This is a genomic window from Streptomyces sp. NPDC001744, from assembly GCF_042892575.1.
Lineage (GTDB): Bacteria > Actinomycetota > Actinomycetes > Streptomycetales > Streptomycetaceae > Streptomyces.
In genome coordinates, this window is sequence record NZ_JBIAUG010000005.1 from 21,455 (window position 1) to 33,978 (window position 12,524).

8 protein-coding genes and 1 pseudogene are annotated in these 12,524 nt (G+C 71.6%); 5 read left to right on the forward strand and 4 right to left on the reverse strand.

Annotated features, from left to right (window positions below; translation table 11 throughout):
- Positions 1 to 24 precede the first annotated feature (24 nt).
- Positions 25 to 711 (forward strand): annotated as a pseudogene (cseB, locus tag ACFYZY_RS08045) (two-component system response regulator CseB); the annotation flags it as partial.
- Positions 594 to 2,042 (forward strand): two-component system sensor histidine kinase CseC, encoded by a 1,449-nt coding sequence (cseC, locus tag ACFYZY_RS08050; RefSeq protein WP_388690689.1) that lies wholly within the window; start codon positions 594 to 596, stop codon positions 2,040 to 2,042. The pseudogene cseB and the gene cseC, both read left to right, overlap by 118 nt.
- 120 nt (positions 2,043 to 2,162) lie before the next feature.
- Here cseC and ACFYZY_RS08055 read toward each other — a convergent pair whose 3' ends face one another.
- Positions 2,163 to 3,746 carry an MDR family MFS transporter gene (locus ACFYZY_RS08055; RefSeq protein ID WP_388690692.1) on the reverse strand — a complete coding sequence of 528 codons (1,584 nt, stop codon included), beginning with the start codon at positions 3,744 to 3,746 and terminating at the stop codon, positions 2,163 to 2,165.
- Between the two features lie 103 nt (positions 3,747 to 3,849).
- Here ACFYZY_RS08055 and ACFYZY_RS08060 point away from each other — a divergent pair, with 103 nt between their 5' ends.
- Positions 3,850 to 4,407 carry a TetR/AcrR family transcriptional regulator gene (locus ACFYZY_RS08060; protein WP_388690694.1) on the forward strand — a complete coding sequence of 186 codons (558 nt, stop codon included), beginning with the start codon at positions 3,850 to 3,852 and terminating at the stop codon, positions 4,405 to 4,407.
- 13 nt (positions 4,408 to 4,420) lie between these two features.
- Here the strand turns inward: ACFYZY_RS08060 and ACFYZY_RS08065 are convergent, their stop codons facing one another.
- Entirely contained in the window at positions 4,421 to 5,116 is a 696-nt protein-coding gene (locus ACFYZY_RS08065; RefSeq protein WP_388690697.1) for a M23 family metallopeptidase, read from the reverse strand.
- Positions 5,117 to 5,715: 599 nt separating this feature from the next.
- Here ACFYZY_RS08065 and ACFYZY_RS08070 point away from each other — a divergent pair.
- Positions 5,716 to 8,430, forward strand: coding sequence for an NACHT domain-containing protein (locus ACFYZY_RS08070; RefSeq protein WP_388690699.1), 2,715 nt, complete (start codon positions 5,716 to 5,718; stop codon positions 8,428 to 8,430).
- Between the two features lie 69 nt (positions 8,431 to 8,499).
- Here the strand turns inward: ACFYZY_RS08070 and ACFYZY_RS08075 are convergent, their stop codons facing one another.
- Positions 8,500 to 11,025: an ATP-dependent Clp protease ATP-binding subunit gene (locus tag ACFYZY_RS08075; protein WP_388690702.1), complete on the reverse strand. Its 2,526-nt coding sequence runs from the start codon at positions 11,023 to 11,025 to the stop codon at positions 8,500 to 8,502.
- Positions 11,026 to 11,509: 484 nt separating this feature from the next.
- Between ACFYZY_RS08075 and ACFYZY_RS08080 the strand changes: the two genes are divergently transcribed.
- Positions 11,510 to 12,100 (forward strand): SCO3374 family protein, encoded by a 591-nt coding sequence (locus tag ACFYZY_RS08080; RefSeq protein ID WP_388690704.1) that lies wholly within the window; start codon positions 11,510 to 11,512, stop codon positions 12,098 to 12,100.
- On the opposite strand, the gene ACFYZY_RS08085 is transcribed toward ACFYZY_RS08080, so the two are convergent.
- The gene (locus tag ACFYZY_RS08085) at positions 12,079 to 12,414 is read right to left on the reverse strand and encodes an Lsr2 family protein (RefSeq protein ID WP_388690706.1); all 336 of its coding nucleotides are present in this window, start codon (positions 12,412 to 12,414) and stop codon (positions 12,079 to 12,081) included. The two genes, ACFYZY_RS08080 and ACFYZY_RS08085, sit on opposite strands and share 22 nt — an antisense overlap.
- Positions 12,415 to 12,524 lie beyond the last annotated feature (110 nt).

Consider the following 12,524-nt stretch of genomic DNA (forward strand, 5'->3'; position numbering starts at 1 on the left):
GCACGACTCCGGAGGACATCCACGATGGCCGAAACCCATGTCCTGTTCGTCGAGGACGACGACGTCATCCGTGAGGCCACCCAGCTCGCCCTGGAGCGGGACGGCTTCCGGGTCACGGCCATGCCCGACGGGCTCTCCGGCCTGGACGCCTTCCGGGCGCGGCGGCCGGACATCGCGCTGCTCGACGTGATGCTGCCGGGCATGGACGGCGTCAGCCTCTGCCGCCGCATCCGCGACGAGTCGTCGGTGCCGGTGATCATGCTGTCGGCGCGCGCCGACTCCATCGACGTCGTCCTCGGCCTGGAGGCCGGGGCGGACGACTACGTCACCAAGCCCTTCGACGGCTCCGTCCTCATGGCCCGCATCCGGGCCGTGCTGCGCCGGTTCGGACAGGCGGGCGGCGAGGGCGGGGGCGAGCCGGCGGAGGGCGCCGGTCCGCTCGTCTTCGGCGACCTGGAGGTGGACACCGAGGGCATGGAGGTCCGCAGGGGCGGGGCGCCGGTGGCGCTGACCCCGACCGAGATGCGGCTGCTCCTGGAGTTCTCGTCCGCGCCGGGCACCGTGCTGTCCCGGGACAAACTCCTGGAGCGGGTGTGGGACTACGGCTGGGGCGGCGACACCAGGGTGGTGGACGTCCACGTGCAGCGGCTGCGCGCCAAGATCGGCCAGGACCGGATCGAGACCGTCCGCGGCTTCGGCTACAAGCTCAGGGGCCAGGGCGGGTGAGGCCGTTCCCCCTCCGCACCGGGGTCCGCTGGAAGATCGCCGTCGCCATCGCGGCGGTCGGCGCGCTCATCGCCGTCACCCTGAGCGTAGTCGTGCACAACGCCGCCCGCATCTCGATGCTCGACAACGCGCGCGAGGTGCAGATGGAGCGGCTGCTCTTCGCACAGCGGATGTACGAGACGTCGAAGCCCAAGGAGCCCCGCTTCGGCACCAAGATCAACGACTCGGCGCTGCCGCCCCAGCTCGACCGGCTGATGCGGTCCAAGCGGCGCGGCACGTTCGTGCAGGAGCACCGGCACGGCGGGCCGCCGGACGTGTGGGCGGCCGTCCCCCTCGCCAACGGCGACGTGCTCTCGCTGCACATCCCCTTCGCGGACCGCAGCGCGAAGATCATGCGGGACCTGGACCGGGCCCTCGTCGTCGGTTCGGTCTCGGTGGTCTTCGGCGGCTGCGCGCTCGGCGTGCTCATCGGCGGTCAGCTGTCGCGGCGGCTGCGGAAGGCCGCCGTCGCGGCCGGCCGGGTGGCGCAGGGCAACACCGACGTACGGGTGCGGGAGGCCGTGGGCGGGGTCGTACGGGACGAGACCGACGACCTGGCGTGGGCGGTCGACGCGCTGACCGACGCCCTGAACGAGCGGATCGAGGCCGAGCGGCGGGTCACCGCGGACATCGCGCACGAGCTGCGCACCCCCGTCACCGGGCTGCTCACGGCGGCCGAGCTGCTGCCCCCGGGGCGCCCCACGGAGCTGGTGCGGGACCGGGTGCAGGCCATGCGGACGCTGGTCGAGGACGTCCTGGAGGTGGCCCGGCTCGACAGCGCGTCGGAGCGGGCCGAGCTCCAGGAGATCGCGCTCGGCGAGTTCGTGGAGCGGCGGGTGCGGAACCTCGATCCGGAGATCGTCGTCCGGGTCGTCCACGACTCCTGGGTGAACACCGACCCGCGCCGTCTGGAGCGGGTCCTGGGCAACCTCCTCGCCAACGCGGCCAAGCACGGCAGGCCGCCGGTCGAGGTCACCGTCGAGGGCCGGGTGGTGCGCGTCCGCGATCACGGGCCGGGCTTCCCCGAGGCGCTGCTGAGGGAGGGACCGAGCCGGTTCCGTACGGGGACGAGCGACCGCGCGGGCCAGGGCCACGGCCTGGGCCTGACGATCGCGGCGGGCCAGGCCCGGGTCCTCGGCGCCCGGCTGACCTTCCGGAACGTGGCCTCCGAGGGGTCCCCGGGCGGGGTGGGCGGCGCCGTCGCGGTCCTGTGGCTCCCGGACCACGCCCCGACGAACACGGGGAGCTTCCCGGTGCTGCGGCAGCCGGAGCAGTAGGAGCGGGGGGGACGAGGGAGGAAGCGGAGCGGGGCCGGCCCCGGGAGGGACCGGCCCCGCGGACCGTCCGGGCGGTCCTCGGGCCGCCCGGGGCCGCCCGGTCCGGCCCGCCCGGGTCGCTCAGACCTTCTCGGTGGTCTTCGCCGGGCCGTCGCCGGAGGGCTCCGCCTCCGGTTCCGCGACCGGTCCGGCGCCCCGGAGCGCCACCTCCTTGACGAAGAGGGCGAAGAGGAAGGCGAGGACGGCGACCGCCGAGGCGAGCAGGAAGGCCCCGTGGGTGCCGGAGGCCACCGCGTGCTGGTACGCCTCGCGGAGCTGCGCCGGCAGCTTGGCGAGGCTCGCCGCGTCGAGCTGGGCGGTCCGCTCCGTGAGCCCGGACCCGCCGCGGGCCGTCATCTCGTCCTGGACGCGGGCGGTGAAGAGCGCGCCCATGATGGCGACGCCGAAGGAGGAGCCGAGCGTCCGGAAGAGGGTGGTGGAGGACGAGGCGACGCCCATGTCCTTCATCTCCACGCTGTTCTGGGCGACCAGCATGGTGATCTGCATGAGGAAGCCCATGCCGGCGCCGAGGACGGCCATCCAGACGCCGGAGACCAGCCGCGAGGTGCCGGTGTCCATCGTGGAGAGCAGGAAGAGGCCGGCCGTCATGAGGACCCCGCCCGCGATGGGGAAGACCTTGTACTTGCCGGTGCTGGTGGTGATCCGGCCGGCGACCAGCGAGACGACCATCATCGAGAGCAGCATCGGCAGGAGCAGCAGTCCGGAGTTGGTCGCGGAGGCGCCCTGGACGGACTGCTGGAAGAGCGGCAGGTAGAGGACCGCGCCGAACATCACGAAGCCGGTGATGAAGCCGATCAGGGACATCAGGGTGAAGTTGCGGCTGCGGAAGATGTGCAGCGGCACGATCGGGTCGCTCGCCCGGGTCTCCACCCACAGGAAGGCGAGGAGCGCGGCGACGCCCCCGGCCGCGAGGCCGACGATGGTGACCGAGCCCCAGGCGTACTCCGTACCGCCCCAGGTGGTGACCAGGACGATCGCGGTGATGCCGGCGGTCAGCAGCGCGGCGCCGGGGAAGTCGATCCGGGCGTCCGTGTTCCTCGGCTTCTTCGGCAGGTGCAGGACGGTGGTGACCATCGCGAGGGCGACCGCGCCGAGCGGCAGGTTGATGTAGAAGGACCAGCGCCAGCCCCAGTGGTCGGTGATGGTGCCGCCGACGAGGGGGCCGCCGATCATGGCGAGGGCCATCACGCCGGCCATCATGCCCTGGTACTTGCCGCGCTCGCGGGGCGGTATGAGGTCGCCGATGATCGCCATCACGCCGACCATGAGGCCGCCGGCACCGAGGCCCTGGATCGCGCGGAAGCCGATGAGCTGGCCCATGTCCTGGGCCATGCCGCTGAGCGCCGAACCGATCAGGAAGATCACGATCGAGGTGAGGAAGACGCCCTTGCGGCCGAACATGTCGCCGACCTTGCCCCAGAGGGGGGTGGAGGCGGCGGTGGCCAGGGTGTAGGCCGTGACGACCCAGGAGAGGTGCTCCAGGCCGCCGAGTTCGCCGACGATCGTCGGCATCGCGGTGCCGATGATCATGTTGTCCAGCATCGCGAGAAGCATCGCGATCATGAGGGCGAGCAGGACGACCCGGACGCTGCGCGCCGGTGGTGCCTCTCCCTCGTTCGTTCCCACGGTCCGTCGCGTCGCCATGTCGTTCCCTTACTTGCCGCCCGGCTGGTTACTAGACTGGGGACGGTAGGCCCCTAACTTGTCGGCCGTCAAGTAAGTTCTTTGGAAAGTGGAGGGCACCCCCATGGCCCGCGGCAACACCCGTCAGCGCATCCAGGACGTGGCCCTCGAACTCTTCGCGGAGCAGGGCTACGAGAAGACCTCCCTGCGCGAGATCGCGGAACGCCTCGACGTCACCAAGGCGGCGCTCTACTACCACTTCAAGACGAAGGAGGACATCCTCGTCGGGATCTTCCAGGACCTGACCAGGCCGATGGACGAGCTGATCGCGTGGGCGGGGGACCGGCCGCGCACCCTGGAGACCAGGCGGGAGATCGTGCGCCGCTACCAGGTGGCGCTGCTCGCGGCGGCGCCCCTCTACCGCTTCATGCAGGAGAACCAGGCGGCCGTGCGCGAGCTGAGCATCGGGCTCACCTTCAAGGAGCGCATGCTGGCGCTGACCGGGCTGCTGTACGACGACGACTTCTCCGTCAAGGAGAAGGTCCGCTGCGTCAGCGCGGTCTTCACGCTGCACGCGGGAACGTTCTTCGCGCAGAACATCGAGGGCGACCCCGAGGAGAAGCGCGAAGCCGTCCTCGAGGTCGCCCTCGATCTCGTCGACGAGGCCCACCGGGCCCCGTGAGTCCCCGGGTGGGTCAGATGCCCACGCCGTGGGCCCGCAGGAAGGCGGCCGGGTTCAGGGCGGAGCCGTAGTTCGGGGTGGTGCGGATCTCGAAGTGCAGGTGGGGGCCGGAGGAGTTGCCGGTGTTGCCCGAGAGGGCGATGCGCTGACCGACGCCGACCTTCTGGCCGATCTTGACCTGGATCTTCGACAGGTGGGCGTACTGCGAGTAACGGCCGTTGGCGTGCTTGACGACGATGGCGTTGCCGTACGCGGGGCCGTCGCCGCCGCCGTACGGACCGGCCTTCACGACGGTGCCGGCCGCGGCGGCCTTGACCGGGGTGCCGACCGGGACGGCGAAGTCCTGGCCGGAGTGCTTGTGGGCCCACATGGCGCCGCCCTGGTTGAAGCTGGCGCTGAGGGTGTAGGAGCTGACCGGCTTGACCCAGGCCGGAGCCTTCTTGGCCGTGACGGCCTTCTTGGTGGCGGTCGCCTTGACGACCGTGACCTTCGCCTTCGCGGCGGCGGCCTTCACCTGGGCGGCGAGGTGGGCCTGCGTCTCCGCCTGGGCGGCGACGGCGGCGGACGCGGTCGCCGCGACCGGGGCGACCGCCTTGCCCTCGGCGGCGAAGGCGGACCCTGCTCCGGCCACCAGCGACGCTCCGAGGCCGGCGGCGGCGAGAGCGACGGCGGTGGCACGGGCGGCGGGGTTCATGACGCGCTTCGACATACGGGGGTGATCCTCCGGGGTGTACGGGACCCGACGTGTTCGCCGGGGGTGCGGGGCCCGACGCGCTTTCGGCGTGATGTCGGGCTTGCTCATCTTTGGTAACCCGGCCTCCCGCTCCGGCCAAAACACCCCATCTACGACATGTCCTCGTAGTGGGCCCCGGGAAAGTTGACCTCTTGACTACCGGAAGGAAAGGACTCGAAGGCGGGCGCAAACCCCTCGCGGAGGCGGTTTAGCCGCACGTCGCGGGGGCCCGAACCGCCGAAGTCCCCGCCGTCCGCCCGGTCCGGCACACCCGGGCCCCTCCGGGCCCGGACGCCGTGCCCGAATCACGTGATTTCACCCCGATCACCCCCACTATTCTGGTTAGTACCGGCCAAAACCCCTGTGCGCCTTGTCACCAGAGGGCCGTTCCGGATGAGATCCGGGTCACGCGAAAAGGCATTCCGCGTGCGATCCGGGTCACGTGACCGGGGCCACGAAAAGGGATTCGAAGGGTGGGGAAAGGCGTCCGGAAGGGACCCGGGTCACACGTCCGGGCCCCCGGAGAACCCCCGCCCGTTACGCTGACCGCTCCGGGGAACCACAGGGGGTCACACATGGAACCGGCACTCATCGGCACCCGCCTCGCCTCCGCCGCGATCGGGCCGCTCCTGAAGAAGCTTCTGGTCAGCGAGGGCCCGGGGGCGGGGCTCGTCCGCAAGGACGCGGAGGTCCGGCTCTCCGGACTCGTCTCCTTCCGCGGCGAGAAGCGCACGCTCACCGAGAAGGACGTCCGCAGGCTCGCCGCCACCCTGGTCGAACGCTCCCGGCAGGGCCCCGGGGAGCCGCCGTTCCCGGCCGACGAGAGCGAGGCCGTCACCGACGCCCTCGCCGCGAACCTGCTGGCCCTCGGCGACCTCGACATGGACGACGTCCAGGCCGTCCGTCTCGGCCACCGCGACCTCGCCCGCCGGCTGCGGGCCGCCGCCCCGGCCCCCGACGGCCTCTCCACCGACTCCGTCCTCTACCTGGAGACGGTGACCGAGTGGTCCTGCCTCCACATCCTGGAGTTCTTCACCCGGCGCTCCGCCTTCGTCGCCCGCAGCCTCGTCGAGCAGACCCGCGCCCAGGCGGACGTCCTCGCGAAGGTGGACGAGGTGATCCGCCGGACGCCACCGGCGGAGGCGCGGGACGCGGAGTTCGAGCGGCGCTACCTCTCCCACCTCGCCAAGAAGCACGGCCGCCTGACCATCCACGGCGTCGACCTGCGCCACTCACCGCACGAGTGGCCGCTGGACGCGGCCTACCTGTCCCTGGAGGCGACGGGCGGGGAGGACGCGCACGAGACGTCCGGCCGGCAGCGGGAGCACGCCTCCGGCCGCGCCGACCTCGCCCTCGCCCGCCACGAGAAGGTCCTGCTGCGGGGCCTCGCGGGCTCCGGCAAGACCACGCTCGTCCAGTGGCTGACGGTCTCGGCGGCGGCCGGGGACGCGGCCCCGGAGGGCATGGCCCACCTGCGGGGCCGCGTCCCCTTCGTCCTGCCCCTGCGCGCCCTCACCCGCCACGGCGAACGGCTCCCCTCCCCCGACCGCTTCCTCTCCGCCGCCGGCTGCCCGCTCGCCCCGCCCGACGGCTGGGCCGACCGGGTCCTGGCCGCCGGCCGGGGCCTGGTCCTGGTCGACGGCATCGACGAGATCCCCGAGGCCGAGCGGGCCCGCGCCCGGGACTGGCTGCGCGACCTCCTCGGCGCGTACGAGGGCAACCGCTGGCTCGTCACCTCCCGCCCCACCGCCGTGCGGGACGACTGGCTGGCCCCGGACGGCTTCGCCGAACTGACCCTCGCGCCCATGGGCCGCGCGGAGGTCACCACCTTCGTACGCCGCTGGCACGAGGCCGCCGGACCGGACGCGGCCGGGTACGAGCAGCCGCTCCTGGACTCCCTGCGCACCGACGGGCCCGTGGCCCGGCTCGCCACCAACCCCCTGATGTGCGGCCTGATCTGCGCCCTCCACCGCGACCGGCGCGGTTTCCTGCCCCGGGGCCGCAAGGCGCTCTACGAGGCGGCCCTCTCCATGCTCCTGTCCCGGCGCGACCGCGAGCGGGACATGGGCGCCCCGACCGGGGTCACCCTGGACGAGGCCCCGCAGATCCAGCTGGTCCAGCGCCTGGCGTACTGGCTGACGCTGAACGGGCGCACGCAGATGGACCGCGCCCGCGCCGGGGCGGTCGTCGCCGAGGCCGTACCGGCCGTACCGGACGCCTCCGCGTACTCCCCGGACGAGGTCTTCACCCACCTCCTGCACCGCAGCGGCCTCCTGCGCGAACCGACGGCGGACACGGTCGAGTTCGTGCACCGCACCTTCCAGGACCACCTGGCCGCGAAGGCCCTCGTGGACCACTGGGACATCGGCGTCCTGGTCCGCCACGCGGCCGACGACCAGTGGGAGGACGTCATCCGCATGGCGGTGGGCCACGCCCGGCCGCGCGAGTGCGCGGAGATCCTGCGGGAACTGCTGGGAGCGGCGGACGCGGCCGAGGACCGCCAGATCCGGCTGCGCCTCACCCTGCTGGCGGCGACGGCCCTGGACCACGCGACGGAGGTGCCCCCGGAGGTCCGCCGGGAGGTGCTGCGGCGGACGGCCGAGGTGGTCCCGCCCCGCACGCCCGAGGAGGCGCGGCAGCTGGCAGAGGTCGGTCCCCTGGTACTGGAGCTGCTGGGCTCGCCGGAGGAACTGACCGACGACGAGGCGCGCACCTCGGTGATCACCGCGACCCGCGTCACGACCGACGCGTCGCTCCCCTACCTCGCCCGCTTCGCACGGCACCGGTCACTGGACGTCCGCTCGCAGCTCGTCTGGGCGTGGTCCCGGTTCGACACGGAGCGGTATGCGGAGGAGGTCGTCTCGCGGCTGGACCCGGACCGGCTGTTCTACACCGTGACGAACGACGAGCAGGCCGGCGCCCTGGCCGCCCTCGGTCTCCGCCCCGAACGCCTGGACATCCGCTACAACGTCACGAAACGCGGCCTGGAGCTGCTGCGCCCGCTGCTCCCCCACGTCCGGCACCTCGATCTCTGCCAGAGCAGGGCGGCGGTGCTCGAACACGTCGCCGACCTCGGTCTGCCGGGTGTGACGGACGTGAACATACGGGTCGCGTCCGGCCGGCCGCCCTTCGAGGCGCTCGCCCGTGCCTTCCCCGGGCTCCGGGCCCTCCACCTCTTCGGCGACGATCTGCCCCCCTCGTACGACCGCTCCGTGCTGGAGCCCTTCGGGGAGCTGCGCACCGTCAACGTCCACCGCGCCCGGAGCAGCTGGGCCCTCCCGGGACGATGAACGAGGGGCGGCCCCGGAACCGAATGGTTCCGGGGCCGCCCCTCGTCACGCTACGCGTTCGGCGCGGCGTCACGCGTCCTTCGAGAGGTTCGGGCCCGAGCCGCCCGCCGCCTCCACCGGAGGAGCGTCCGGCAGCGCCGACTTCTCCTCGCCGCGGAAGGTGAACTTGCGCTCCTCGCCCTCGCCCTCCGTGTCCACGACCACGATGTGACCGGGGCGCAGCTCGCCGAAGAGGATCTTCTCCGAGAGCGTGTCCTCGATCTCGCGCTGGATCGTCCGGCGCAGCGGCCGGGCGCCCATGACCGGGTCGTAGCCCTTCTTGGCGAGCAGCTCCTTCGCGGACTGGGAGAGCTCGATGCCCATGTCCCGGTCCTTGAGGCGCTCGTCCACGCGGCCGATCATCAGGTCGACGATCTGGAGGATGTCGTCCTGCGTCAGCTGCGGGAAGACGATGATGTCGTCCACGCGGTTGAGGAACTCCGGACGGAAGTGCTGCTTCAGCTCGTCGCTGACCTTCGCCTTCATCCGCTCGTAGTTGGACTTCGTGTCGCCCTGGGCCGCGAAGCCCAGGTTGAAGCCCTTCGAGATGTCCCTGGTCCCGAGGTTGGTCGTCATGATGATGACCGTGTTCTTGAAGTCCACGACCCGGCCCTGGGAGTCGGTCAGACGACCGTCCTCCAGGATCTGGAGAAGGGAATTGAAGATATCGGGGTGGGCCTTCTCGACCTCGTCGAAGAGGACGACGGAGAACGGCTTGCGGCGCACCTTCTCGGTGAGCTGGCCGCCCTCTTCGTAGCCGACGTATCCGGGCGGCGAACCGAAGAGACGGGAAACCGTGTGCTTCTCGCTGAACTCCGACATGTCGAGGGAGATCATCGCGTCCTCGTCGCCGAAGAGGAATTCGGCGAGGGCCTTCGACAGCTCGGTCTTACCGACACCGGACGGACCGGCGAAGATGAACGAGCCACCGGGGCGCTTCGGGTCCTTCAGGCCGGCCCGCGTACGGCGGATGGCCCGCGAGAGACCGATGACGGCGTCCTTCTGGCCGATGACGCGCTTGTGCAGCTCGTCCTCCATGCGGAGCAGGCGCGAGGACTCCTCCTCGGTCAGCTTGAAGACCGGGATGCCGGTGGCGGTCGCGAGGACCTCGGCGATCAGCTCGCCGTCGACCTCGGCGACGACGTCCATGTCGCCGGCCTTCCACTCCTTCTCCCGCTTGGTCTTCGCGGCGAGGAGCTGCTTCTCCTTGTCGCGCAGGGAGGCGGCCTTCTCGAAGTCCTGCGAGTCGATCGCGGACTCCTTGTCCCGGCGGACGTCGGCGATCTTCTCGTCGAACTCGCGGAGGTCCGGCGGCGCGGTCATCCGGCGGATGCGCATCCGGGAACCGGCCTCGTCGATCAGGTCGATCGCCTTGTCCGGCAGGAAGCGGTCCGAGATGTACCGGTCGGCCAGGGTCGCGGCCTGGACGAGGGCCTCGTCGGTGATGGAGACCCGGTGGTGGGCCTCGTACCGGTCGCGCAGGCCCTTGAGGATCTCGATGGTGTGCGGCAGCGACGGCTCGGCGACCTGGATGGGCTGGAAGCGGCGCTCGAGGGCCGCGTCCTTCTCCAGGTACTTCCGGTACTCGTCGAGCGTGGTGGCACCGATGGTCTGGAGCTCACCGCGGGCCAGCATCGGCTTGAGGATGCTGGCGGCGTCGATCGCGCCCTCGGCGGCGCCCGCACCCACGAGGGTGTGGAGCTCGTCGATGAACAGGATGATGTCGCCGCGGGTGCGGATCTCCTTGAGGACCTTCTTCAGGCGCTCCTCGAAGTCACCGCGGTAGCGGGAGCCGGCGACCAGGGCGCCGAGGTCCAGGGTGTAGAGGTGCTTGTCCTTGAGGGTCTCGGGCACCTCGCCCTTGACGATGGCCTGGGCCAGGCCCTCGACGACGGCGGTCTTGCCGACGCCGGGCTCGCCAATGAGGACCGGGTTGTTCTTGGTACGGCGGGACAGCACCTGCATGACCCGCTCGATCTCCTTCTCGCGCCCGATGACCGGGTCGAGCTTGGATTCGCGGGCCGCCTGGGTGAGGTTGCGGCCGAACTGGTCGAGGACCAGGGACGTCGAGGGCGTGCCCTCGGCGGGGCCGCCGGCCGTGGCGGCTTCCTTGCCGCTCTGGTAGCCGGAGAGCAGCTGGATGACCTGCTGCCGGACCCGGTTGAGGTCGGCGCCCAGCTTCACGAGGACCTGGGCGGCGACGCCCTCGCCCTCGCGGATCAGGCCGAGCAGGATGTGCTCGGTGCCGATGTAGTTGTGGCCGAGCTGGAGGGCCTCGCGGAGCGACAGCTCCAGGACCTTCTTGGCACGAGGGGTGAAGGGGATGTGCCCGGACGGGGCCTGCTGGCCCTGCCCGATGATCTCCTCCACCTGCTGGCGGACCGCCTCGAGCGAAATCCCGAGGCTCTCCAGGGCCTTAGCGGCGACACCCTCACCCTCGTGGATAAGGCCCAGAAGGATGTGCTCGGTGCCGATGTAGTTGTGGTTGAGCATCCGGGCTTCTTCCTGAGCCAGGACGACAACCCGCCGCGCGCGGTCGGTGAACCTCTCGAACATCGTTAATCGCTCCTCAGAGCGGTCAGTCAGTTAGGGGTCGATCCCCTCCCTGTCCTTCCGCAGCTTAGTCCCGCGAGCGGGGACCGCTCATTCCAACTGCCGACATCCGTCCGGATCACCCCCCTCTTCGCGGGGAGACCTGCTGCCGAACAGCCGACAAATGCTCCAACCCGATGGTGCGAGACGATGTTCCCGCAGGCCAAGTAGTAAGCCGCGCCTTCAGTACGCCGATGGCGAACGCGAGACGCCCGGGTCCGCGGGGCCACCCCTCTCCACTAGGAATGTCTTACCCGTAAGTACGGACACTCCATGCGGGGAACCCCGGTTCCCTCCGCTACCAGCGAACATCCTTGCGCGCTCGAATGCACACGTACGCCTCATCCCGGACACGGCACGCGCCCGGAGGCGGACGGTGCGTCACGGAGCGGCGGCACCGTCGTCTTCGGATGCGTAACCAAGACGCGCCCGGAGGAGTTCCCCGGGCATGGTCCTCGCCGTCCCGTCCCCCCGTGTGCCGCCCGACGCCGGCCCGGCGCGGTGGTACGAGGACGCACTCGGCTGGACGACGGTGGCGGGCCCGCCGCTGGAACTGGTCACGGGGGTGTGCTTCGACGTCCTGGAGCTGCCCGCCGACGCCGGCCGCGGCGTCCTGCGGCGGCTGGGCGGGGCGACCGGGCCGGTGGCCCTGGCGGGGCACCGGATGGCGCTGCTCGTGGCCGAGGGGGGCGCGGAGGAGCTGCCGGGGCTGCTCGACTGGCTGGAGTGGGGCGGGATCGCGCTGGACCTCACCGCCCTCGGCGCCGGTGGCCGGATGACCGCGCCCCTCCCGCCGGGGCGGGGCGGCTCCGGCGCGCCGGGCGCCGCCGTGTGGCTGCGGCCGCCCGTGCCGGGGCGCGGGGCCGCCGCCTCGCTCCCCGCCCTGCGGGCCGCGCCGCGGGACGGTGCGGGCGTCCCCTGCCTGGCACGGCTCGTGGCCGCCGCCGCGGCCGAGTGCCACCGGGTGCGGCTGCTGAGTGCCCGGGCCCGGGGGCCGGCGGCTCAGCAGCTGTCGCCTCAGCGGTTCGCGTCCTCGTAGGCGGCCTTGACCTTCGCCGGAACGCGGCCGCGGTCGTTCACCTCGTAGCCGTTCTCCTTGGCCCACGCGCGGATCTTCGCGGTGTCGGCGTTGCCGCCGGCGGCGACCCGGCCCTTGCCCCGGGGGGCGGCGGCGCGGCCACCGGTGCGCCGGCCGCTCTTGGTGTAGGGCTCGAGAAGACCACGGAGCTTTTCCGCGTTGGCGGTGGTGAGGTCGATCTCGTAGCTCTTGCCGTCCAGCGCGAACGTCACGGTCTCGTCCGCCTCGACGCCGTCGAGGTCGTCGACAAGAAGGACCTGAACCTTCTGTGCCACCGGCTTTCCTTTCATCGAAAATGCAGTACGCGGAAAGGAAACCGCTTTTCCCTGCAAAACACAAACCCCCGGGAGGGGTTCAGAAGCCCGGGGACGCGGGAAACGTGCGC

Coding starts and splice junctions, on each gene's coding strand:
- ACFYZY_RS08055 (WP_388690692.1), bottom strand. CDS start 3,746: ATGGCGACGCGACGGACCGTGGGAACGAACGAGGGAGAGGCACCACCG.
- ACFYZY_RS08060 (WP_388690694.1), top strand. CDS start 3,850: ATGGCCCGCGGCAACACCCGTCAGCGCATCCAGGACGTGGCCCTCGAA.
- ACFYZY_RS08075 (WP_388690702.1), bottom strand. CDS start 11,025: ATGTTCGAGAGGTTCACCGACCGCGCGCGGCGGGTTGTCGTCCTGGCT.
- ACFYZY_RS08065 (WP_388690697.1), bottom strand. CDS start 5,116: ATGTCGAAGCGCGTCATGAACCCCGCCGCCCGTGCCACCGCCGTCGCT.
- ACFYZY_RS08080 (WP_388690704.1), top strand. CDS start 11,510: ATGGTCCTCGCCGTCCCGTCCCCCCGTGTGCCGCCCGACGCCGGCCCG.
- ACFYZY_RS08070 (WP_388690699.1), top strand. CDS start 5,716: ATGGAACCGGCACTCATCGGCACCCGCCTCGCCTCCGCCGCGATCGGG.